General features: G+C 62.7%; 19 protein-coding genes. 11 read left to right on the top strand and 8 right to left on the bottom strand.

Going from position 1 to position 21,850, the window contains the following annotated elements:
• Nucleotides 1-23: 23 nt before the first annotated feature.
• Complete coding sequence (locus MON38_RS14015; protein ID WP_241936793.1) at nt 24-1,484, bottom strand: serine hydrolase; 1,461 nt, start codon at nt 1,482-1,484, stop codon at nt 24-26.
• A 282-nt stretch (nt 1,485-1,766) separates the two neighbouring features.
• Between MON38_RS14015 and MON38_RS14020 the strand changes: the two genes are divergently transcribed.
• Complete coding sequence (locus tag MON38_RS14020; RefSeq protein WP_241936794.1) at nt 1,767-2,954, top strand: sensor histidine kinase; 1,188 nt, start codon at nt 1,767-1,769, stop codon at nt 2,952-2,954.
• A 71-nt stretch (nt 2,955-3,025) separates the two neighbouring features.
• Complete coding sequence (locus MON38_RS14025; protein WP_241936795.1) at nt 3,026-3,805, top strand: LytR/AlgR family response regulator transcription factor; 780 nt, start codon at nt 3,026-3,028, stop codon at nt 3,803-3,805.
• 59 nt (nt 3,806-3,864) lie between these two features.
• On the opposite strand, the gene wrbA is transcribed toward MON38_RS14025, so the two are convergent.
• Nucleotides 3,865-4,479, bottom strand: coding sequence for an NAD(P)H:quinone oxidoreductase (wrbA, locus tag MON38_RS14030; protein WP_241936796.1), 615 nt, complete (start codon nt 4,477-4,479; stop codon nt 3,865-3,867).
• 149 nt (nt 4,480-4,628) lie between these two features.
• Between wrbA and MON38_RS14035 the strand changes: the two genes are divergently transcribed.
• The 4 genes from MON38_RS14035 (at nt 4,629) to MON38_RS14050 (ending at nt 10,019) form a co-directional block, all read left to right on the top strand.
• The gene (locus tag MON38_RS14035; protein WP_241936797.1) at nt 4,629-5,483 is read left to right on the top strand and encodes an RNA polymerase sigma factor; all 855 of its coding nucleotides are present in this window, start codon (nt 4,629-4,631) and stop codon (nt 5,481-5,483) included.
• Complete coding sequence (locus tag MON38_RS14040; protein ID WP_241936798.1) at nt 5,473-7,245, top strand: hypothetical protein; 1,773 nt, start codon at nt 5,473-5,475, stop codon at nt 7,243-7,245. The genes MON38_RS14035 and MON38_RS14040 overlap by 11 nt, the downstream gene beginning before the upstream one ends.
• Nucleotides 7,246-7,477: 232 nt before the next feature.
• On the top strand, nt 7,478-9,520 hold the full coding sequence (gene uvrB, locus MON38_RS14045; RefSeq protein WP_241936799.1) for an excinuclease ABC subunit UvrB: 2,043 nt from the start codon (nt 7,478-7,480) through the stop codon (nt 9,518-9,520).
• Between the two features lie 112 nt (nt 9,521-9,632).
• The gene (locus tag MON38_RS14050) at nt 9,633-10,019 is read left to right on the top strand and encodes a hypothetical protein (RefSeq protein ID WP_241936800.1); all 387 of its coding nucleotides are present in this window, start codon (nt 9,633-9,635) and stop codon (nt 10,017-10,019) included.
• Nucleotides 10,020-10,102: 83 nt separating this feature from the next.
• Here the strand turns inward: MON38_RS14050 and MON38_RS14055 are convergent, their stop codons facing one another.
• Nucleotides 10,103-10,606 (bottom strand): DUF421 domain-containing protein, encoded by a 504-nt coding sequence (locus tag MON38_RS14055; protein ID WP_241936801.1) that lies wholly within the window; start codon nt 10,604-10,606, stop codon nt 10,103-10,105.
• A 167-nt stretch (nt 10,607-10,773) separates the two neighbouring features.
• Here MON38_RS14055 and MON38_RS14060 point away from each other — a divergent pair, with 167 nt between their 5' ends.
• Entirely contained in the window at nt 10,774-11,313 is a 540-nt protein-coding gene (locus MON38_RS14060; protein ID WP_241936802.1) for a DUF4177 domain-containing protein, read from the top strand.
• Nucleotides 11,314-11,322: 9 nt separating this feature from the next.
• Here MON38_RS14060 and MON38_RS14065 read toward each other — a convergent pair whose 3' ends face one another.
• The 4 genes from MON38_RS14065 to MON38_RS14080 form a co-directional block, all read right to left on the bottom strand.
• Entirely contained in the window at nt 11,323-12,651 is a 1,329-nt protein-coding gene (locus MON38_RS14065; RefSeq protein ID WP_422388741.1) for a metal-dependent hydrolase family protein, read from the bottom strand.
• Nucleotides 12,652-12,738: 87 nt separating this feature from the next.
• Nucleotides 12,739-13,812, bottom strand: coding sequence for a serine hydrolase domain-containing protein (locus MON38_RS14070; RefSeq protein ID WP_241936803.1), 1,074 nt, complete (start codon nt 13,810-13,812; stop codon nt 12,739-12,741).
• A 104-nt stretch (nt 13,813-13,916) separates the two neighbouring features.
• Nucleotides 13,917-14,399: a DinB family protein gene (locus MON38_RS14075; RefSeq protein ID WP_241936804.1), complete on the bottom strand. Its 483-nt coding sequence runs from the start codon at nt 14,397-14,399 to the stop codon at nt 13,917-13,919.
• A 9-nt stretch (nt 14,400-14,408) separates the two neighbouring features.
• On the bottom strand, nt 14,409-14,831 hold the full coding sequence (locus MON38_RS14080) for a DoxX family protein (RefSeq protein WP_241936805.1): 423 nt from the start codon (nt 14,829-14,831) through the stop codon (nt 14,409-14,411).
• Between the two features lie 463 nt (nt 14,832-15,294).
• Here MON38_RS14080 and MON38_RS14085 point away from each other — a divergent pair, with 463 nt between their 5' ends.
• Complete coding sequence (locus MON38_RS14085; protein ID WP_241936806.1) at nt 15,295-16,188, top strand: hypothetical protein; 894 nt, start codon at nt 15,295-15,297, stop codon at nt 16,186-16,188.
• Nucleotides 16,189-16,274: 86 nt separating this feature from the next.
• Here MON38_RS14085 and polA read toward each other — a convergent pair whose 3' ends face one another.
• Nucleotides 16,275-19,166 carry a DNA polymerase I gene (gene polA, locus MON38_RS14090; protein ID WP_241936807.1) on the bottom strand — a complete coding sequence of 964 codons (2,892 nt, stop codon included), beginning with the start codon at nt 19,164-19,166 and terminating at the stop codon, nt 16,275-16,277.
• A gap of 387 nt (nt 19,167-19,553) precedes the next feature.
• Between polA and MON38_RS14095 the strand changes: the two genes are divergently transcribed.
• Genes MON38_RS14095 through MON38_RS14105 form a run of 3 tightly spaced genes read left to right on the top strand, consistent with a single transcriptional unit; the run spans nt 19,554 to nt 21,823 of the window.
• On the top strand, nt 19,554-20,294 hold the full coding sequence (locus MON38_RS14095; protein ID WP_241936808.1) for a hypothetical protein: 741 nt from the start codon (nt 19,554-19,556) through the stop codon (nt 20,292-20,294).
• A gap of 20 nt (nt 20,295-20,314) precedes the next feature.
• Nucleotides 20,315-21,058 carry a hypothetical protein gene (locus MON38_RS14100; RefSeq protein WP_241936809.1) on the top strand — a complete coding sequence of 248 codons (744 nt, stop codon included), beginning with the start codon at nt 20,315-20,317 and terminating at the stop codon, nt 21,056-21,058.
• Between the two features lie 21 nt (nt 21,059-21,079).
• Nucleotides 21,080-21,823, top strand: a complete 744-nt coding sequence (locus MON38_RS14105) for a hypothetical protein (RefSeq protein ID WP_241936810.1) — start codon at nt 21,080-21,082, stop codon at nt 21,821-21,823.
• Nucleotides 21,824-21,850 lie beyond the last annotated feature (27 nt).

The following is a 21,850-nucleotide window of genomic DNA, read 5'->3' on the forward strand; positions in this document are numbered from 1 at the left end:
CTCGTGTAAAAACGATTTATCGATTATTCCACGCGGGGGGCGGCCTGGCGGCGGCCACTCTGCAGCAGGTAGAGATGGGCCACTTCACCCTTCTCGTTCTTGCCGAACTCGACCTGGGCCGGCACGCCGCGCAGCGTGAACAGCACCGGCGAGCTGGCATCGGTTTCGAACTCTGACTGCCCGGTGGCCTGCACGAAGAGGCGGCTATCGCGCTGGCGCACCGTGATGCGGAAGTTGGGGTTCAGCTCATACACTCCCACGTAGGTGTTCAGGGTGGCAACCGGCACGGTTACGGGCGCGCTCGGGGCGGTGCCAGCTGGCGCGGCGGCCACGCTGGGCGGGGTGACGGGCTGGTGGTTGATGAGGCGGAGCAGGCCGCGGCGCAGCTCGGCGAGGCCGGCGCGGTTGCTGTGGTTATCGAGCAGCACGATGCACTGCTGGCGCTGTGGCACCCGCACCAGGTACGACGCAAAACCGTTCACGGCGCCGTTGTGCTCTTGTATCAGCACGGTATCGGGGGCGGTGCCGATGCGGGCTTTGAAGACCATCCAGCCATAGGCGTAGTTGTCTTTGACAGGCGTGAAGAGCAGGCGCTGGCTGGTGGCCGACAGGACTTTGGTGCCCAGCAGGGCCTGGTTCCAGCGGTAGAGGTCGGCGACGGTGGAGGTGATGGCCCCGGCGGCGAAGGGCACGCTCATGTTGATGGGCGCGGCGGGGGCAATGCCGGCGGGCGTGGCGCGGTAGCCGGCGGCGCGGCGTGCATCGGCGGGCTCGGTGGGGGTGTAGGCGGTGGCACGCAGCTTGGCGGGGCGGGCAATCTGGGCGTCGAATACCCGGGCGTAGGGCTGGCCGGTTACTTTTTCGATGATGGCCCCCAGCAGGATATAGTTGGAGTTGCTGTACTTGTGCTGCGTGCCGGGCGCAAAGTCGAGCGGCAGGTTGGCGAAGATGGCCACGAGCTGCGTGGGCGTTTGGGGCGTGGTTGATACGGCGGCAAAGGCGGGCTGGGCCAGGTATTCGGGCAGGCCGGCGGTGTGGCTCAGGAGCTGGTGCAGGGTGAGGGCGCGGCCGGCGGCCGATGGATAGTCGGGCAGGTAGTCGCCCACCCGGCCGTCGAGCTTCAGCTTGCCCTGCTCCACGAGCTTGAGCACCAGCGCGGCGGTGAACTGCTTGGTAAGCGAGCCGATGCGGAATTTGGTGTCGGGTGCGTTGAGCGTGCCGGCGGCGCGGTCGGCTAGGCCGTAGCCTTTTTGCAGCACCACGCGGCCCTGGTCGGCCACCAGCACGCTGCCGTTGAACAGACCGGCTTGCGCATATAGCTGCACGTAGTCGTCGAGCTGCTGAGCCAGCGAAACGGCGGGTTTGGCCGCCGCCGTAGCCGACGCGGCGGCTGGCGACTGGGCCACGGCAGGTGCGGCAGTGGCCAGCAGGCCCAGCAGGGCCAGGCAAAAAGAAGAACGGGTGGAAGGCAGCAGGTTTTTCATAACGGCAAGCAGAAAAGGTGAGAAAAGCAGCGGGCGGCTCGTTGAGTTGGAAGCCGAGGCAAACCTAGGCGGTCGAAAACGGCGTTTTTCAAGTATTCAACCAACCAGGGCTTTCCGGGTAGCAACGCCGCGTTTGGGCTGACCAACGCCCCGCCGGGCCGGCTTCCGCCCAGGCCGCCGCCAGCCGCCGCGTTGGGGGCCGCCGGGTGGGCATTGGGGGCGGGCCGTGGGGCGTTGGTTGAAAATTCGGGCCGACCAGGCCACGGCCGGCTACCTTTCGGCGTGGAAAACCTGCTGCTCTCGCCCGCCCGCCTTGCTTCTGTTGTTTCGGCTACCGCCGTGGGAGCCGTGCCGCGCCCGGGTGGCTGGTGGGCAGCCCGCCCGCGCTGGTGGCCGCGCGCGGCCAGCCACACGCCCGTGCCGGGCTGGGTGCACGGGCTGCTGGTGCTGGTGCTGCTGGCCATCGACGGGCTGCTGTACTACACCATTCGCATCACCCCCAAATCCACCGTCAGTATTGATGCCATGTGGTTTGTGCGCAATGCAGTGCTCGATGCCCTCACGGCGGCTCTGTTTTACTGGAACTGGGCGGGGCTGTTTCCGCGCACGCTGGCGCTGGGTAGGGTGCGGCGCTACCTGGCGGGCGTGCTGGCATCGGCGGCGGGCTTCACGCTGCTGCGGCTGGCTACCTCCAACTTGGTGTATCACCTGCTGCAGGGCCGCGACCCCGATTTGCGCGAGCATTTCTGGCCGCTGTTTGCCGGGCTGCTGCTGGGGGGCGTGGCCACGATGCTGGCCAGCTCGGGCGTGCGCATCACCCTCGATTACCTGCGCGGGCAGCGCACCCGGCACGAGCTCGAGCGCCAGCACCTGCTCACGGAACTGGCCATGCTCAAAACCCAAATCAACCCGCACTTTCTGTTTAATACCCTCAACAATATCTACTCGCTCACCAGCCGCAAGTCGGACCGCGCCCCCGAGGCGGTGCTGCGCCTGGCCGAGAGCATGCGCTACCTGCTCTACGACAGCAGCGCCGACACCGTGCCCCTGAGCCAGGAGCTGGCCCACCTGCGCAGCTTTCTCGACCTGCAGCGCCTGCGCCTCCCCGAAGCCGAAGCTGAAGCCGCCATCGTGCTGCACGTGGCCGGCGAGGTAGCGCCCGAAGCTTTCAGCATCGCGCCGCTGCTGCTGCTGCCGCTGGTCGAAAACGCCTTCAAGCACGGCGACCTGGCTGCCCGGCCCGAGGCCATTCGCATCGAAATCGACCTGCCCGATGCCGCCACCCTGCTCGTGACGGTGCACAACTACGTGGTGGCCCGCGATGCCGCGCTGCCCGCCCAGCCCGGCGGCCTGGGCCTGCACAACCTGCGCCGCCGGCTGGAACTGCTGTATCCTGGCCGCCACGCCCTCACGGTGCGCACCCTGCCCGGCGAGTACGCCGTGACGTTGGAGCTGGGCAGTAAGGAGTAGGCCGGCAGCACGGGCCAGCGTATTTCCCCACCGCTGCCGCTAACTTGCCGGGCCTTCCCTGCTTCCCCGCCATGCACCGCCTAACCTGCGCCATTCTCGACGACGAACCGCTAGCGCTCGACCTGTTGGCCGACTACTGCGCGCAGGTGCCGTTTCTGGAGCTGAAAGGGCGGTTTCACGACGCGCTGGCCGGCCTGGCTTTCCTACAGGACCACCCGGTCGATGTCGTGTTTCTCGACATCAGCATGCCGCGCCTCACTGGCCTGCAACTGGTGCAACTGCTGCCTGCGCCCGCGCCGCGCATCATCTTCACCACCGCCTTCGACCAATACGCTGTGCAGAGCTACACGCTGAACGCGGCCGACTACCTGCTGAAACCCATTGCCTTCGACCGGTTTTTGCAGGCGGTGAATAAAGTGCGCCCGGCCGCCGGGCCAGGCGTGCTGGCCGGCAGCCCGGCCGCCAGTGCTGCACCGGCAACGCCCGAAACGGCTGCCGCTCCTGCACCACCCGCTACTCCGGCCGCCCCCGCCGATGCCATGTTCGTGAAAAACGAGCACCGCCTGCAGCGCGTGGCGTTCGATGACATTCTGTACGTGGAGGGCATGAAAGAGTACCTCATGCTGCACACCACGGCCGGCAACATCCTCACGCTGCAATCCTTCCGGCGCGTGGAGGAAGTGCTGCCGCCCGAGCGATTTGCCCGCATCCACAAGTCGTTTCTGGTGGCGCTCAGCCGCATCGAGCACGTCGAGCGCGGCAAGGTGCAGGTAGCAGGCCGCCTGCTGCCGGTGGGCGACACTTACCGCGACGCCTTCGCCGAGCTGATTCGGGCGCACCAGCAGCTATGAAACAAAACAGCCCCGACCCTTTGCAGGGGCGGGGCTGTTTATTGAGCAATACAGCTGGCCTACTTCGCCGCCAGCTTCTGGGCGATTTCGGCGGTGTGCCGGCCCTGGAAGCGTGCGCCTTCGAGTTCGTTGGGGCTGGGCTGGCGCTCGCCCTGGCCGCCGGCCACGGTGCTGGCGCCGTAGGGCGTGCCGCCGGTTACTTCGGTGTGCCCCATCTGGCCCTGCCAGGCGTAGGGCAGGCCCACCACCACAAAGCCGTGGTGGAATAATTCGGTGTGGAAGCTGCGGATGGTGGTTTCCTGGCCGCCGTGCTGGGTAGCGGTGCTCACAAACACGCCGCCCACTTTGCCCACCAGCGCGCCCGTGGCCCACAGGCCGCCGGTGCTGTCCATAAAGGCCTGCATCTGGCCGCAAAGGTTGCCGTAGCGCGTGGGGGTGCCGAAAATAATGGCGTCGTACTGCGTCAGCTCGTCGGGCGTGGCCACGGGCACGTGGGCAAACGCCTGTTGCGCGCCGGTGGCTCCGGTTTTGTCGAGAATGGCCTGGGGCAGCGTTTCGGGCACGCGCTTCACCACCACTTCGTTGCCGGCAACTTCGCGGGCGCCTTCGGCAATGGCCTCGGCCATTTTCCAGATGTGGCCATAGGTAGAATAAAACAGCACTAGCGTCTTCATGTGAGCGGGGAAAAAGTTGAGATGAAACAGGTGACCCGAGTGGGAGAACAGGTAGTACGCAGGCCGGCGCAAAAAGCTCGAAAGCCGGCCGCCAAACTGCCCGTGTAAATTGGGCACACCGACTGCCGTGATACGGGTTATCTTGCAGGATGAAGGCGGCTTTGGAAGAGTTCGGGCGCGGGCTGGCCACGATTGTGGCGTGGGCTTGCAACCATTTGGCGCGGGTGGGCATCCCCCTTCCGTCGGCGGTCCACGCGCCGGCGGCTATTGCTACCAACCCGCCTTCTTATGCTGCAAAACTTCCCTCTTTCGACTTCTTCCCTGGCTGGCACGGGCACCAGCCGCCGGGCGTGAGCGCGGCCACCTGGTTTGCGTTCGGGGCCGATGACGCGCTGCCCGACCAGCCTGCCGTGGCTCCGCGCCTGACGGCCAGCCGCTCGTCGGCCCTCACCAGCCCGCCCACCGAAGCCGAGCTGATTGACGGCTGCCTGCGCGGCCGCCAGCTGGCCCAGAAGCTGCTCTACGACAAGTACGCCGGCAAAATGATGGCCGTGTGCCTACGCTATGCCCAAACCACCTTCGAGGCCGAGGACGTGCTGCAGGAAGGCTTCCTCACGGTGTTCCGCACGCTGGGCAGCTTCCGCCGCGAGTGCCCGCTGGAATTCTGGATTCGCCGCATCATGATTAACGCCGCCCTGCGGCAGCACCGTCGCAACGCCTCGCTGGTAGCGGTGAGCGACGGCGACTACCCCGAAACGCTGTCGAGCGAGGAATTCACGCTCAGCAATTTCAACTTCAGCGAGCTGCTGGAGATGGTGCAGGAGCTGGCCCCGCGCTACCGCATGGTGTTCAACCTGTACGCCATCGAAGGCTACACCCACAAAGAAATCGGCGAACTACTCAATATCAGCGAGGGCACCAGCAAGTCGCAGTACTCCCGCGCCCGTGTTATCCTACAAACCAAACTGGAGCGCCTCAACGCCCCAACCCGTCATGTCCGCTAATCCTATCGAAAATAACGCTACGCCTAAAACCACCGGCAGCCTGGAGGAATTATTCCGCCACCACCTGGGCGAGGAGGCCGCCGTGCCCCCGCGCCCCATGCTGTGGGACCAGATTGATAACTCGCTGCTGATTCGGCAGAACGAGCAGTACCGCCGTCGCCTCGTGGCCACGCGCTGGGTGGCCGCCGCCAGCCTAATGCTGGCCACGCTGGCCGGCACCGGCTGGTGGGCCAGCCGCACCGGCCTGGTGGGCACCCCCGAAATGGCCACGGTGACTGGCCCGGCTGCCAATGGTGCGCAGTCAAATCAGGGCGCCTCGCGCGGCGGTTTTGGCCCGGCAGGCACTGCTGGGTCGACGAGCCCGGCCGCAGCAACCACCGGTGCGGTGGCTTCCGCCGCCGGTACCGCGCAGCAGGCCGCTGCTGACTATTTGAATGGCAGCAGCCAGCGCGGAACGACGGGCCGCGGCGGCTCAGGGCGTTCGGTAGCATCGGCAACGGGTCTGGCTTCAACTCGCCGGGCCACTACCTACAGCCGTGGGCTGAATAATACCGGCGAAGCCGTGTCGGCCACTTACAGCCGCCTGGGTCGCCAGGGCGTAATGGGCCGCAATGCTGCTGCTGCTGCGGGTAGCGAAGTTGCAACCAGCGCATCGGCAACTGCTAATGAAACTGCGGCAATGTCGGCCGGCTCTGTGGCAATGCAAAACGCCCAATTACCCGCGTCTTCTGCGGATGGATTGACTAACTCGAATGCTGCCTCCGGTGCGGTTGCCCTCGGCAGCACTACTACGGCGGCCGGGACTACGCTGGCTACGGGTGGCGCGGGCACTGTTGCAACGTCTGCTCCGGCGGCCGCTTCAGTATCAGCTGCTTCGCTGTCGGCTTCGGTTGCGGCCGCGCCGGCCACTGCGCTGGGTGCTGAAGAGGCCGGCCTGCTGGCCAGCCGTTCGGTTGCTCTGGGCGCGGTCGAAACGCCTGCCCCGGCGCTGCCTGGGGCCCTGGCCGCCGGCCCCGAGCCCACGGAGCTGGCCCTGGGCACGCACCGCTGGCAGTACGGCGCGAGCTACACGGCCAGCGCCTTCAACCCCAACATCAACTTCTCGCGGGCTGGCATTGAGCCCGATTTTGGCTACAATCCCGTCCTCGGCCCGGCCGAGCTGAGCGAGCAGGCCGCCACCGAGTACCGCCAGAACCTGCGCGCCGGCCTAGCCCAGCGCCTGGCTCTCACGGTAGCGCGCCGCCTGAATGGGCACTGGTCGGTAGGCTCCGGCGTGGAGTTCACCAAAGCCAACGCCCGCTCATCGAGCACCGTGGCCTTTGTGGGCGAGCAGATTGCCGACGGTGGCCAGATAGTAGGCAGTGGCCAGCGCCGTACCACCGATTTCAGCTACACCATGGCCGGCCTGCCGCTGGAGCTGCGCTACAGCAACCCCGCCAAGCACGGCTGGAGCCTCTACGGCCGCCTCGGCGGCGTAGTGAGCGCCCTGCTGGGCAACCGTAGCGAAGTAGCTGGCCGCCCCGAAGTGACGCAGACGTACAGCATCACCTCGGCCAGCACGCCCTACCGCCGCCTCACCAGCAGCGTGCGCGGTGCGGCGGGTGCCCGGTTCAGCCCCGGCGCGGGCCGCTGGGCCTTCAGCATGGGCCCGGTGGCTGAATTGGGCCTGGTGTCGCTGAACGCGCACCCGGTGCAGAGCTACTTTGCCCAGAGCCATCCCTACAGCGTGGGCCTTGAGGCCGGTGTGGAGTTTGGACGGTAAGATTTTGGAGTAGAAGTAGTAAGACCAAAAGCACGTCATGCTGAGCTTAGTCGAAGCATCTCTACCGTGTAAGTAATTCATTTACTAATGTGGTAGAGATGCTTCGACTGGGCTCAGCATGACGTGCTTTTGGTTTCTATCAACTCTACACTCTTTTCCAATTCCCGCGAAACCCATTGCGCGCGGTTTGGGTTAAGGTAGGCTGACCAATTCGGCCTACCTTTCGCGTTGCATGGAGTACCAACTGACCTCAGAATTTAAGCCCACCGGCGACCAGCCCACCGCCATCGCCAAGCTCGTGGAGGGCGTGAACAACGGCGAGCCGGCCCAGGTGTTGCTGGGTGCCACCGGCACCGGCAAAACCTTCACCATGGCCAACGTGATTGCCGAAACCGGCAAGCCGGCCCTGGTGCTGTGCCACAACAAGACGCTGGCCGCCCAGCTCTACGGCGAGTTTAAGGCGTTTTTCCCGAATAATGCGGTCGAGTACTACATCAGCTACTACGACTACTACCAGCCGGAGGCCTACATTGCCAGCACCGACGTTTTCATCGAGAAAGACCTGGCCATCAACCAGGAAATCGAGAAGCTGCGGCTGCACACCACCTCCACGCTGCTGAGCGGGCGGCGCGATGTGATTGTGGTGGCCTCGGTGTCGTGCATCTACGGCATCGGCAACCCCGAAGAATTCGCCAAAAACGTCATTTTCCTGAAGCCGGGCATGCGCTACACGCGCAATGCGCTGCTGTACCAGTTCGTGCAGATTCTGTACTCGCGCACCGAGGTGGAGTTCACGCGCGGCTCATTCCGGGTGAAGGGCGACACGGTGGACGTATTTCCGGCTTACGCCGACTACGCCATTCGCCTGTATTTCTTCGGCGATGAAATTGAGAGCGTGCACAAAATCGACCCGGTGAGCGGCAAGAAGCTGAGCGATGAACCCCACGGCCTGGCGCTGTACCCCGCCAACCTGTTCGTGACCGGCAAAGAAACCTTGAACTCGGCCATCAAGCAGATTCAGGACGACATGGTGCAGCAGCACGCCTACTTCGAAAAAGAAGGCCGCGACGCCGAAGCCAAGCGCATCATGGAGCGCACCGAATTCGATTTGGAGATGATTCGGGAACTGGGCTATTGCTCGGGCATTGAGAACTACTCGCGCTATTTTGATGGCCGCTCGCCGGGCTCGCGCCCGTTCTGCCTGCTCGATTATTTCCCCGACGACTACCTGCTGGTGGTGGACGAAAGCCACGCCACCATGCCTCAGATTCGGGCCATGTGGGGCGGCGACCGCAGCCGCAAAACCGCCCTCATCGAGTATGGTTTCCGATTGCCCTCGGCCCTCGATAACCGGCCGCTGACGTTCAACGAGTTTGAGAGCATGTTCCGGCAGGCCGTGTACGTGAGCGCCACGCCGGCCGACTACGAGCTGGCCCAGGCCGACGGCGTGGTGGTGGAGCAGATTATTCGCCCCACCGGCCTGCTCGACCCCGAAATCGACATTCGCCCCAGCATCAACCAGATAGACGACCTGCTCGACGAGGTGGACAACCGCGTGAAAATGGGCGACCGGGTGCTCGTTACCACCCTCACCAAACGCATGGCCGAGGAGCTGAGCAAGTACATGGACCGCCTCGGCATCAAGGTCGAATACGTGCACTCCGATGTGAAAACGCTCGACCGGGTGGAGATTCTGCGCAAGCTCCGGCTGGGCGAAATCGACGTGCTGATTGGCGTGAACCTGCTGCGGGAGGGCCTCGACTTGCCCGAAGTGAGCCTGGTAGCCATTCTGGATGCCGATAAGGAAGGCTTCCTGCGCGACCAGCGCAGCCTGATTCAGACAATGGGCCGCGCGGCGCGGAATGACAAGGGCAAAGTAATTATGTACGCCGACCGCATCACCGGCTCGATGCAGCGCGCCATCGACGAAACCAATCGCCGCCGTGCCACCCAGCTGGCCTACAACGAGGAACACAACATCACGCCGCGCACGGTGCGCAAGAGCCACGCCGAAATCATCGGCCAAACCGACCTGGCCGACTACCGCACCGTGGAAGCCGCCGGCTACGGCAACCCCGAAGCCGACAGCGTGGCCCTGGCCATGGCCGCCGAGCCCGTGGTGGCCATGATGAACAAGGTGGAGCTCGAAAAACTCATCAAAACCACCGAAAAGCAGATGGAAGCCGCCGCCAAGGACCTCGACTTTCTGACGGCCGCCAAGCTGCGCGACGAACTGAGCGCCCTGCGGGGCATGCTAAAAAACAAGCGCGACTAGCACCGGCTTCGGCGGTTGTTTAAATTGCCCGACTGGCCGGCTACGGCATTGGAAGTGAAACGGGAGGCGGATTATATTCGCCCCACGTTTCACTTTTTCTGCTTAAAAACCCATGTCATTCACGTTTACCAAGTCGCTGCTGGTGGCGGGCCTGTTGGCCGGCGGCGCGGCTTTCACGCCGGCCAAAGCGCAGGCGCCCGGCAACTACACGTACCAGCTGGTCACCACCATCGAATCGGTGGTGCCGGGCGGTTTTGGCCGGTCCAAGGTTTCGTACACGCCGGCCTTCAAGGGCGTGAAGGAAGCCCCCATGGAAAACCTGTTCAGCCTCACTGGCCTGAACATGGCCAACCTCCAGAAAAACGAGGAAACCATTGTGGCCCTCACCCAGCAAATGGCCGCCGATGGCTACGAACTGGTGCAGGCGCTGCCCCTCACGTCGTCCATTCAGGGCAGCGGCATTTTTATGACGCGCTACATTTTCCGCAAGGGCAAGTAGGGCATTGCCAATCCGTTGAAAAAAGGCACGCTGGGTCCCGCCCGGCGTGCCTTTTTTGCGCATAGCTCAGCGGTGCGGTGCGCTCAGGTAGCCTTTTTCACCACGCTGATGGTGCCATCGTGCTCCAGGCGCACAGTTTCGGCCTGGGCCAGGTCGTCGAGGTTGGCGCCCACGCGCAGGCCCGATTGCAGGGCCTCGGGGCTGATGCTGGCCCGACGCAGCTCGTGGTGATGCACGGTCGCGCCTTCGGCCAGGATGCTGGCTTCGCCCTTTACCAGCCGGCCAATGGCGGGGAAAAAGTAGGTGAGGTAGGCCAGTGCCCGGTGCACGAGCACCAGCGTGAGCGCGGCAGCCAGAATGGTGAAAAACGGCGCATCGGCCGCAATGGCGCGGCTAAGCGTGGCGCCGAGCATGAATTTAACCACCATTTCGAGGGCGCTGTTGCTGGCGAACGTGCGCCGGCCCGACACGCGCAGCAGGACGATGGCAATGAGGAAAACCAGCACCGTGCGGGCCGAAATCTGCCCGGCGCTGATGGTTTGGGCGGTTTCGTGGAGGCCAATGAGGTTGGCGAAGAATTCTTTCATGAGAGGGAAGGCCGGAATGCTTAATAGGCTGTACGCAAGCTTTGCAGTGGCGGCCGGATGCGGCCGGGCTGCGTGCTGGGCAGGCGCTGCTACAACCGCTTGCGCTGCCCCAAGGCCGGCCCGCAATTCCCGTAATAACTTGAGGCACCATTCCAACCCTGCTTTTCATGCTAAAATCATTGCTTCTGCCGCTGTTCCTGTTGTTGGCAACTCTACTGGCGGTTCCCGGCTGCGCCCAGAAGGGGCCGCCGGTGGTGTATATGCAGATTTTTTTTGAAGGCCCCAACTGGCTGGCCGGGCGCGAGGTATTGCACTACACGCCCGCGTTCAAAGGCAAAACCGGCGAACTGGTGGCCGAAGGCGCGGACACTCAGGAGGTGTCGCCCATGCGCTTTATGCAAGGGCCAACCCGAACCACCTACGGCAGCAGCACCAGCGGCACCACGGTAACTACCGATAAAGGCACGTTCGTTACGGACGCTGACGGCAAAACGCACCAGCAAACCGAGGAGGACATTCGCAAAGAGAATCAGGTCGAGCAGGACAATATGAACCGAGGCCTCCAACTGCTGGAGAAGCGTGCGCGCCTGGCCCGCGAAGCCCTGACTAAAGCGCTCAACGAAGCCGCTGCCGACGGCTGGGAAGTGGTGCAGATGACGGCCACTGGCACGTCCGGCAGCCTGGTGTACCTGCTGCGCAAGCGCTGAAAAGCCGCGCTACGGCTGGCGGTAGAGCACCCCGCCCTTCATCACCAGCCGGATTTGGCGCAGCGCGGCCACATCCTGCGTGGGGTCGCCGGCCACGGCCACCAGGTCGGCCAGCAGGCCGGGGGCGAGGCGGCCGCGGTCGGCGAGGTGGAAGATGCGGGCGTTGCCGCTGGTGGCCTGGCGCAGCACCAGCAGCGGGCTGAGGCCGTAGTCGCGCACCAGCAGTTCCATTTCGCGGGCATTGTCGCCGTGGGCAAATACGCCCACGTCGCCGCCCATGGCCAGCGCCACGCCGGCTTTCACGGCCGCCGCCATGCTCACGTGTTTTTGCTGAATGCGGGCGGGGGCGGGGTCGGTGCCCTTGCGCCAGCCTTTGTATTGGGCGGTGGCGTCGCCGGCGGCCACGGTGGGGCAGAGGGCCACGCCGCGTTTCTGCATCAGGGCAAAGATTTCGGGCGTGCCGCCGTCGCCGTGCTCGATGGTTTCGACGCCGGCCAGAATGGCGCGGCGCATGCCCTCGGGCGTGCTGGCATGGGCCACCACGCCGCGCCCGGCCGAGCGGGCGGTTTGCACAATCAGGTTCAGCTCGTCCTGCGAGAACGTGGGCTGAGCCGAGCCATCGGCACCCCAGCGGTAGTCGGCGTATACTTTGATGAGGTCGGCACCCTTGCCCATCTGCTCGCGCACGGCCCGGATGATGCCGTCGACGCCGTCGGCTTCCTGCGCGCCCTGGGGCACGTCCTCATCTACCGACAGCTTGGGACCGTAGCTGCCGGTGGCTACCAGCGCCCGGGTGGCTACCAGCAGGCGCGGGCCGGGAATGATGCCCTGGTCGATGGCCTGCTTCAGGCCTACGTCGGCGTAGCCCGCGCCTTCGGTACCGAGGTCGCGGGCGGTGGTGAAGCCGGCCAGCAGCGTGCGCTGAGCGTGGGCGGTGGCGCGGGCCACGCGCAGCGCCTGGCTTTCGAGCAGTACCTGGTCGTTCCAGGTGGTTTCGTTGTAGGGGTGCAGCAGCAGGTGCGAGTGGCCTTCGATGAGGCCGGGTAGCAGCGTGAGGCCGGGCAGGTCGAGCATGCGCGCGCCGGCTGGGGCAGTCACCTGCGCAGCCGGGCCCACGGCGGTTATTTTATTGTTTTCGACCAACACCGCCCAGCCTTCGTGACGGTCCTGGCCATCGAACACGGCGGCGGGCCGCAACAACATGGCAGTAGGAGCGGGACTGGCGGGCTGGGCGTGGCTCGCGAAGGTGCTGCCCACAACCAATAAGCCGGCCCTGATGCCACGGCTTAGACCCAGGCGGGCGATGAATGAGTTTCGGCAGGAGAAGAAAAGCTTCATAAGAGAACGTGCCGTCGGTTGACCGGCCAGCTGGCGCAGCCCGAAGCTACTACGCCGCTACAGTTTCGGCCCGCTACCTCGCGCCGGCTATTCGGCCAGCCACTGCAGGGCGCTGTATTCACCCGGCCCGAAGAACAGATGCAGCAGCTCATCGGCCATTTTGGGGCCGTTGGAACTGTTGGTGAGGAAAACCAGGCTTTCCTGTGTGCCGGGCAGGGTCAGGTAGAAGCCTTTGAAATTGCCGTTGTCGCCCCACTGCCACTGGGCCAGGCCGCGGCTGGTGGTGGCCAGCCCCACGCCGCAAGCCCAGGCGATAAACGGGTCGGTGGCAGTGGCCGGCTGGCCGCAGCGCCGGGCCTCGTTGGCGGGCGTGCGCAGCAGCAGCGCGGTGGCGGGCTTCAGCCCCTGGCCCGTCATCACTGCCTGCAAAAACCGGCTATAGTCGGCCGCAGTGCTCAGCAGGCTGAAGGCCCCATAGGCCGCCGGAAAGTGGCTGATGGCAACCGGCTGCCTCTGACCATCGTGGCCCGAGGCCGCGTTGGCGGCGAATTTCTTCTGCCACGCAAAGCCGCTGTGCTTCATCCTCAACGGCTGGAAAACTTCCTCCCGTGCCAGCGTTTCGAACGGCTTGCCGGTGAGGTGCTCCAGGGTTTTCTGCAGAAACACGTAGCCCTCGCCCGAGTAGTTCCAGCAGCTGTCGGGTGCGTATTTCAAGCGCAGCGGCGTGGTGGGCCACTCCGGGCTCAGGGGGTTAGTAGCCCAGTTGGGCAGGCCAGTGGTGTGGCCCAGCACCATGCGGGCCGTTATTCGGTCGGCGTTGGCCGCGCCTTGCAGACGCGGGTAGGGCGCGTAAGCCAGCAGCGGCTTGTCCAGCGTCAGCACGCCCCGGTCCACCAGCCGCAGCGCCACATAGGCCAGCACCGCTTTGCCCAGCGAAGCCGCTTCGAACGTAGTGGTCGCGTCCACGGCGGCCGGCTGGCCGGCGGTGCGCTGCCCCAGCGCGTAAGCCCGCACCCGGCCGCCGTGGGCGTACACCAGCTGCATGCCGGGCACACCGGCTTTCTGCATCAGCGCGGTGAGGGTAGCGGTGGTGGGAGGCGCTTGGGCGTAGCTGGCCCGGCCGCACAACAACATCAGCAACAGCAAAAACAGGTTTTTCATGGCGGACAAGGCAGCGCATTCGGCCCAGAGCGGCCGGGGCACTATGCTGCCACAGATGCACCCGCTGCTGTGGCAGTTGCCCGGGAGCCCGCCGGTTCGCTAACTTATTTCCAGGCGTGCAGCAGGCGGCGCACCAGAATGATTTCGCCGGTATGGTAGGCGGCATGGTCGGCAATCAGGAAAGCCTCGCGCAGAATGGTCTGACCAGTACCGTGCGGCAGGCGGGCCAGCAGGTCGGTGCCGGGCGCGTGCAGCAGGTGCAGAAACCGCTGCCGGTCCTGCCGAATCTGGTCGAGCGTTTCCTGCCATTGCTCCTCGTCAGCGGTGGCATCCCGGGCCGGCCAGTACCCCTCCGGCCACTTCGGCGACTTGTGCTCGGGCTCAACGCAGAACTCCACAATATCCCATTGCGCAATGCGCACGTGCTCCACCAACTGCCAGATGGTGTAGGGCACATCGGGCACGTGCTGGTTCCAGATTTTGGGTGTCAGGTCGGCGCAGGCTTCTTCAAACGTTGCGTGCGCGTTGCCTTTGGTAATCAGGCTGGTCAATTCTGCCAGCAGGGCTTTTTGGTCGGGGCGGTCCATTGCGTGCTGTTATTTCTTTTTCGTCAGCGCATTCAAAGCGCCCGTCGAATACAGGGCCGCGCCAATCAGCACGGGCTGGAAGAACAGGCGGGCCAGTCGCTTCTTATCGGTGTCGAGGCCGAAGGCGGACAGATGCTGCTGGTACTGGTGAATGTTGCCCGGGAATACCGCCGCGTAAAATGCCGCCAAACCGAAGCCCATGCGCACGCGGTTTTTACCTTTCAGCAACAGCAGGGCCAGCCCCAGGCCAATTTCTACCACTCCCGACTGCAGCACTACGGTGTCTTTGTCTTCCGGTACGAAATCGGGCACCTGGGCCTGAAAATCGCGCCGCGCAAAGGTGAGGTGGCTGGTGCCGGCTACAATCATAAAAGTGCCCAGCAGGCCGCGGGTAACGTTCTGGAGCGTGGTGGTGTGGGAGGCGTGGCGCATAGCAGGTGTGGGTGAGGTACGGTGGCTATACGATGGGGCAGGCGGTTTGGGTAGGGAGTAATAGGCATTGCAGGAGGAACCAGAAGCTTGATTCTCGCAGATTCCTCCTGCGTCGGAATGACAGCTTCTGCCTTGGTACGCCTGCAGCCAGTTTCGGCCCAGGGCCACTTCCATTTCCGGCGTGTTTGGGCAAATTAGGCTCAGGGCATTCTTCCACTACCTGCATAGCACTTGTTCGATGAGAAATGCCAGCAGAGCGTAGTGAATAAAATGCTTTAATTCAGGTGGTTGTGCGGGTGAAAATCCGAGGAGTAGCAATTGTAGATTACCTGTTGCTGCATATATTTGATACATTCAGTGAGCAAGTATAGGCCCATGGTGTACTCCGGCAGTCGTAAGTGAGTTAAATAATGGCCCCGCTGCAGCAGGGGGTACTTGGTCGCAACTCTTTCCTGAAAATTTTATGCGGGTACGTCTACTTCAAGTCCTCATTGGCGCTATCGGCGCAATTTCTTTCCTCGCTCTACAGAACTGCAAAAGTGCCGACCCGGCACCATCCAAACCGGCACCATCCAAAACAGACTTGTTAACTGCCCATCCGTGGTTTTTGGTTGGGTATAACGAAATCTCGCCGGTTGGGGGAGTTGTCGACCGATTCCCTGCCATGTCGAATTGTGTGAAGGACAATTCGCTTTCCTTCAAAGCGAATCAGTCTTTTACCTTCAGCCCGGGTGCTATCAGCTGCAATGGCGAGGGCCCGCGCGACATCGCGTGGTCTTTTGCCGCCAACGAAACCCGATTGTCGCTGGCCGAGCTGCCCGATGTTACCTATGGACAAATAGAAGTTGAGATTGTGGCGCTCACTGCCAACACGTTGCAGTTGCGCTACAGTGGTGGGGCCGTCTACCTCTATTCCGATAAAGGCAACTTCACGCCGCCGTCGGCCAACTACCAGGTAGCGTTCAACCGCCTCACCGCGCATAAGTGGCGCATGAGTCGTTACACGGTGTATAGCAACTACTCGGGGTCGGGTAGCACGTGGGTTTTGACGGACTTGTATGCTGCAATGCCGGCTTGCCGACGCGACGATTTCCTCCAGTTCAACCCGGATTTTACATTGGTGAACGACGAAGGGAACAGCCGATGTGCACCGACCGACCTCCAAACGAATGCAACCAGATGGGGATTATCCGAAACGGGTAACATTAGCATCCTCGCAATAGGGGTATTGAGCAACAACATTCCAGGAATAGCTCCCGGTGGCATCCAGGTCAGCGATTCAACGCTGACGCTTTATAGAAGCCAAACAAACCAAGGCAACGGCTCCACCACAACTGTGGTTTACAAGCCGTTCTAATACAGCGTCATTTTTCGAAGTGCCGGCAAACCCCAACTGCGACGCACTGCTGGCAAGGCAACAGCTCTGGCACCGCAGCCGGGGTACTAGTGCGCCTGTAGCCAATTACGGCCCGAGCCCACTTCCACTTCCAGCGGCACGCCATGCGGCAGCAATAGCGCGGTGGTCATCAGCTCTTTGATTTTGGGCGTGATGTAGTCCACCTCCTCGGCCACGGCGTCGAACACGAGTTCGTCGTGCACCTGCAGAATCATCTTGGTGCCGAGCTTCTCCTCGCGCAGCCAGTGGTGGATGTTAATCATGGCCATTTTGATGATGTCGGCAGCCGTGCCCTGGATGGGGGCGTTGATGGCGTTGCGCTCGGTGTAGCCGCGCAGCGTGGCGTTGCGCGAGTTGATGTCGCGCAGGTAGCGGCGGCGCTTGAGCAGCGTTTCGGCGTATTCCAGCTCGCGGGCGCGGTTGATGCTGTCGTCCATAAACGCCTTCACGCTCGGGAATTCCTGGAAGTAGGTTTCGATAATATCGGTAGCTTCCTTGCGGCTGATGCCGATGCGCTGGGCGAGGCCAAACGCGGAAATGCCGTAGATGATGCCGAAATTGACGGTTTTGGCCTTGCGGCGCATCTCGGAGTCCACTTCCTCCAGCGGCACCCGAAACACCTTGCTGGCGGTGCTGGTGTGCACGTCCTGGCCCAGGCGAAAGGCTTCAATCATGGTTTTATCGCCCGAGAAGTCGGCCATGATGCGCAGTTCCACCTGCGAGTAGTCGGCCGCCAGCAGCACGTGCTTATCGTCGCGCGGCACGAAGGCTTTGCGGATTTCGCGGCCCCGCTCGGTGCGAATGGGGATGTTCTGCAGGTTGGGGTTGGTGCTGCTGAGGCGGCCGGTCGCGGCCACGGCCTGATTGAAGTTGGTGTGCACGCGGCCATCAACCACGCTCACCAACTGGGGCAGGGCTTCCACGTAGGTGCTGCGCAACTTGGTGAGCTGGCGGTATTCGAGGATGAGGGCGGCAATGGGGTTTTCGGCGGCGAGCTGGCTCAGGATTTCCTCGCCGGTGGCGTACTGCCCGGTTTTGGTTTTCTTAATTTTGCCCTTGCCGATGTCCATTTTGTCGAACAGCACCTCGCCCAACTGCTTCGGCGAGCCGATGTTGAACTCCTGCCCGGCCTCACGGAAAATTTGGGTTTCCAGCTCGCTCACGTAACCTTGCAGCTCGGCCGAGTACTCGCCCATGGCCACGCTGTCAATCTTCACGCCCTCGTACTCGATGTCGGCCAATACCGGCACCAGCGGGTTTTCCACGTCGTTCAGCAAGCCCAGCAGACCCAGGTCGCGTAGCATCGGCTCGAAGACGTGCTTGAGCTGGAGCGTTACGTCCGCATCCTCGCAGGCGTAGTCTTTCACGGCGGCCGGGGGCAGGTCGGCCATGGTTATCTGCTTCTTGCCTTTGGGGCCGATGAGCTCGATGATGGGCACTGGCGAGTAGTGCAGGTAGGTTTCGGCCAGCACGTCCATGTTGTGGCGCATGTCGGGCTCGATGAGGTAGTGGGCCAGCATGGTATCGAACAGCGGGCCCGAAATATTGACCTTGTAATGCTTGAGGATGGTGAGGTCGTACTTGATGTTCTGGCCGATTTTCAGAATGGTTTTCGACTCAAAAAATGGGCAGAATTCGTCTACGATGGCCTGGGTGGCGGCCTGGTCGTCGGCCGGCACGGGCACGTAGTAGGCCTCGCCCGGCAGCCACGAGAAGCTCAAACCCACCAGCCGCGCCGTCATGGTATCCAGCCCGGTGGTTTCGGTATCGAAGCTAACTTCCTCCTGCTGCAACAGGAAGCTGAGCAGCGACTTGCGCAGCTCGGGCGTGTCCATCAGGTGGTACTGGTAGGGCACGTCTTCGAGCCGCTTGCGGGGGCCGGCGGGGGCACCGAAACCGGCCGTTTCGCCTTCTTCGGCACCAATGGCCACGGCTGCATCTTCGCTATTGCCAAAGAGCGAGGCCTGCCCACCGGGCACCAGCTTGGGCCGGCGCACGGGCTTGGAGCCGGGCGCGGCCACGCCGGCCGGCGTGCGCTCGGGGCCGCCGCCGCTCAGGATGCGGGCGGCCAGCTGCCGAAACTCCAGCTCCTCAAACAGTTCGCGCAACACCGTTTCGTCGGGCGCGTCGAGCACCAGCTTTTCGGGCTCGAACTCCAGCGGCACGTTCACGTGGATGGTGGCCAGCTCCTTGCTCATCAGGCCCTGCTCGGCGAAGTTGCGCACGTTTTCCTGCTGCTTGCCTTTGAGCTCGTCCACGTTGGCCAGCAGGTTTTCGACCGAGCCGTACTTCTGAATGAGCGTCTTGGCCGTTTTCTCGCCGATGCCGGGAATGCCGGGAATATTGTCCGACGCGTCGCCCTGCAGGCCCAGAATGTCAATCACCTGCTCCACGCGCTCAATCTCGAAGCGGGCCAGCACGTGGGCCACGTCCAGGATTTCGGCCGCGTTGCCCATGAAGGCCGGCCGGTAGATTTTGATGTGCTCCGTCACGAGCTGGCAGTAGTCCTTGTCGGGCGTCATCATAAACACCTCGAAGCCTTCCTTTTCGGCCTTCTGGGCCAGTGTGCCGATGACGTCGTCGGCCTCAAAGCCGTCGAGCATCAGAATAGGAATGTGGAAGCCGTGAATAATTTTCTTGATGTAGGGCAGGGCAATGCCGATGTCCTCGGGCATGGCCTGGCGCTGGGCCTTGTAGGCGGCAAACTGCTCGTGCCGGAAGGTCTTTTTCGGCCCGTCGAAGCACACGCCAATATGGGTGGGCTTTTCCTTTTGCAGCACTTCCACCAGCGTGTTGGTGAAGCCGAGCACGGCGCCCGTGTTCATGCCTTTGGAGTTGATGCGCGGGTTTTTGCTGAACGCGAAATGCGAGCGGTAGATGAGGGCAAAGGCGTCGAGCAGGAAGAGCTTCTTGGGGGCGGCGGCAGTGGTGTCGGACATGAAGGCGAAGGTACGCCCGGGCGGGAAAGCGGCCAGAATCGGCGGCCTTTTCCGCCCGGGCTTTGCCCCGGCAACGGCTTGTTGTGCGCCCGGCGCGCAGCCAAAACACAGCCCGTGCCGCAATCGGAAGACCCCATGTCATAAATGGCCGCTTTTGTCGTTGTGCCCGCGCTGCCCACCCGCACGGACAGGGCCGTAAAGCCGGTTTTTGAAAAAAAAACAATGATATAAATCAATTGCATAATCAATAAATCATAGTCTGACAGGCAGGCAAAGTGTCCTTGCTTGGGCCGGCTGGCGCGGGCACCTTTGCCGGCATGCCGCAATTGCTGCCGCGCCGGTGGCGGGCCGTTCTTTGCCCTTCACTATTCCCTTTTACCCCTTTCAATGTTTCCTTCGCCTTTCCGCACGCTGCGCCTGGCCCTGCTAGCCCTGCTGCTGCCCGTGGCCGCCGCCGCCCAAACCCCCGCCCCGGCCGACACGGCCCGCACCTACAAGCACGCGCTGGGCCTGACGGCCAGCCCCGTGCTCGAGGGCTTCTTCCGCAACAACCGCAGCCTGCCGCTGGGCCTGCTCTACAAGCGGCAGGCAGCCCCGCACCGGGCCTGGCGCTACGGCGCGGTGTTCAGCCAGCAGTACCACGAGCGCTACGACCCCCAGCCCAAAACCAACAATGCGTACACTATCCAGAATTTAGGTGTAAGCGTCTCCGTCGGCCAGGAATGGCAACGCTCGCTAAGCAAGCGTTGGGTTGGCTATGTCGGCGTCGAAGTAGGTGCTGGTGTCAACCGGTACAAGGAAGAGAAAGAGTTGCAACGCTTTGTCACCATGAACGGCGCGGACGTGATATGGGCAGACAATGAGTTTTTCCGCTTCCTGACTTACTCCGGGGTTATCCGTCCGTTGGTGGGGGTACGCTACCACTTCCTGCCTTACCTGTATGCCAGTGCCGAGGCCGCCCTGGAAGCGATGTACTCCCATACAAGTTGGGACTCGAAATTAAGAACGACGCGCACAGACACGGGGGAACTCATCGTGGAAGGCAGCGGAACCTACCAAGAGCACCGCCTTCAAACAGTTTTTCGCCCGATTCAGCAAGTGACTGTGCATTACCTCTTTGGTTATTAGTAGCTATTCCCCCCCTTTCAATGTTTCCTTCGCCTTTCCGCACGCTGCGCCCGGCCCTGCTGGGCCTGCTGCCGGTGGCCGCCGCCGCCCAAACCCCCGCCCCGGCCCTGGCCGACACGGCCCGCGCCTACAAGCACCAGCTGGGCCTGACGGCCAGCCCCGTGCTCGAGGGCTTCTTCCGCAACAACCGCAGCCTGCCGCTGGGCCTGCTCTACAAACGGCAGGCAGCCCCGTACCGGGCCTGGCGCTACGGCGCGGTGTTCAGCCAGCAGTACCACGAGCGCTACGACCCCCAGCCCAAAACCAACAACGCGTACGCAACGCTGCGCTACTATGTGGAGGCCGCCGTCGGCCTGGAATGGCAGAAGCCACTGACCAAGCGGTGGGTCGCCTTCACTGGCGCAGACCTAGGGGCCGGCTACAGCCATTACCGCTACGACCAGGATACGGAGCGTTTCGTGACCATGAATGGGGCCGACGTAGTGCTGGCGGAGAAGGGACGGAGTATTGACAAGGCATATTCTGGTTTCCTGCGGCCTTTTATCGGGATACGCTACCACTTCCTGCCTTATCTCTATGTCAGCGCTGAAACCACGCTAAACCTGAGCTACACGTACAGCAGCGCCGACTTCGGTTCTGTCGTTTCGCGCACTGATACCGGCGAAATTTTAAGCATACCACATGGCGAATACAAAGAGCAAAATTTTCAAAATACGCTGCTGCCCGTCAGCAAGTTGACGGTGCATTACCTTTTTGGATATTAGTAGCTATTCCCCCCCCTTTCAATGTTTCCTTCGCCTTTCCGCACCCTGCGCCCGGCCCTGCTGGGCCTGCTGCTGCCGGTGGCCGCCGCCGCCCAAACCCCCGCCCCGACCGACACGGCCCGCGCATACAAGCACCAGCTGGGCCTGACGGCCAGCCCGGTGCTCGACGGTTTCTTTCGCAACAACCGCAGCCTGCCGCTGGGCCTGCTCTACAGGCGGCAGCTCACGCCAACCAAGGCCTTGCGCCTGCGGCTAGTGGGGCAGTATAGCCGCCGCGACACAACCAATTACTTGGAATATGCTCCTTCCAATACTCTGATAGGGTTTGTGGAAGGTCCTAATACTACTGCCCTGGACTTAAATGTTTACGCAGGCTATGAATGGAAGAAACCAATCAGCAAGCATTTCTACTACACCTACGGGCTTGAAGCAGGCTTTGGGTGGAACCGGCTGCGTTCCGAGTACTTGTTGCAATTTTCTGACCCGGGGCAAGTGCTACCAGCGGTGGAAACATATAGTAAAACTGTCAACACTTGGGGCGTACAGACGCGGCCTTTTGTAACCCTGCAATACCAAGTCGCTAACAGAGTATTGTTGTTTGCAGAAAGCGCTGTGTCGATAGTCTATTCTCATCAACAGCAAGATATTGTTACAAAGCACATTTATTATAATGGGCCAGGCTATGGAGGTCGTAGCAATACCGCAAATGTGTTTAGCGTGGCTTGGCGGCCCATCCAATTGATTGGGGCTGCAGTAAAGTTTTGATTTTTTTCGTCATTTCACCATTTTCAA

Origin of the sequence: Hymenobacter cyanobacteriorum (assembly GCF_022631375.1) — a bacterium.
GTDB lineage: Bacteria > Bacteroidota > Bacteroidia > Cytophagales > Hymenobacteraceae > Hymenobacter > Hymenobacter cyanobacteriorum.

Excerpts from the sequence above, each read along its gene's own strand:
- MON38_RS14015 (WP_241936793.1), bottom strand. The coding sequence starts at position 1,484 with ATGAAAAACCTGCTGCCTTCCACCCGTTCTTCTTTTTGCCTGGCCCTG.
- MON38_RS14025 (WP_241936795.1), top strand. The coding sequence starts at position 3,026 with ATGCACCGCCTAACCTGCGCCATTCTCGACGACGAACCGCTAGCGCTC.
- wrbA (WP_241936796.1), bottom strand. The coding sequence starts at position 4,479 with ATGAAGACGCTAGTGCTGTTTTATTCTACCTATGGCCACATCTGGAAA.
- MON38_RS14035 (WP_241936797.1), top strand. The coding sequence starts at position 4,629 with ATGAAGGCGGCTTTGGAAGAGTTCGGGCGCGGGCTGGCCACGATTGTG.
- MON38_RS14040 (WP_241936798.1), top strand. The coding sequence starts at position 5,473 with ATGTCCGCTAATCCTATCGAAAATAACGCTACGCCTAAAACCACCGGC.
- uvrB (WP_241936799.1), top strand. The coding sequence starts at position 7,478 with ATGGAGTACCAACTGACCTCAGAATTTAAGCCCACCGGCGACCAGCCC.
- MON38_RS14050 (WP_241936800.1), top strand. The coding sequence starts at position 9,633 with ATGTCATTCACGTTTACCAAGTCGCTGCTGGTGGCGGGCCTGTTGGCC.
- MON38_RS14055 (WP_241936801.1), bottom strand. The coding sequence starts at position 10,606 with ATGAAAGAATTCTTCGCCAACCTCATTGGCCTCCACGAAACCGCCCAA.
- MON38_RS14060 (WP_241936802.1), top strand. The coding sequence starts at position 10,774 with ATGCTAAAATCATTGCTTCTGCCGCTGTTCCTGTTGTTGGCAACTCTA.
- MON38_RS14065 (WP_422388741.1), bottom strand. The coding sequence starts at position 12,651 with ATGAAGCTTTTCTTCTCCTGCCGAAACTCATTCATCGCCCGCCTGGGT.
- MON38_RS14070 (WP_241936803.1), bottom strand. The coding sequence starts at position 13,812 with ATGAAAAACCTGTTTTTGCTGTTGCTGATGTTGTTGTGCGGCCGGGCC.
- MON38_RS14075 (WP_241936804.1), bottom strand. The coding sequence starts at position 14,399 with ATGGACCGCCCCGACCAAAAAGCCCTGCTGGCAGAATTGACCAGCCTG.
- MON38_RS14080 (WP_241936805.1), bottom strand. The coding sequence starts at position 14,831 with ATGCGCCACGCCTCCCACACCACCACGCTCCAGAACGTTACCCGCGGC.
- MON38_RS14085 (WP_241936806.1), top strand. The coding sequence starts at position 15,295 with ATGCGGGTACGTCTACTTCAAGTCCTCATTGGCGCTATCGGCGCAATT.
- polA (WP_241936807.1), bottom strand. The coding sequence starts at position 19,166 with ATGTCCGACACCACTGCCGCCGCCCCCAAGAAGCTCTTCCTGCTCGAC.
- MON38_RS14095 (WP_241936808.1), top strand. The coding sequence starts at position 19,554 with ATGTTTCCTTCGCCTTTCCGCACGCTGCGCCTGGCCCTGCTAGCCCTG.
- MON38_RS14100 (WP_241936809.1), top strand. The coding sequence starts at position 20,315 with ATGTTTCCTTCGCCTTTCCGCACGCTGCGCCCGGCCCTGCTGGGCCTG.
- MON38_RS14105 (WP_241936810.1), top strand. The coding sequence starts at position 21,080 with ATGTTTCCTTCGCCTTTCCGCACCCTGCGCCCGGCCCTGCTGGGCCTG.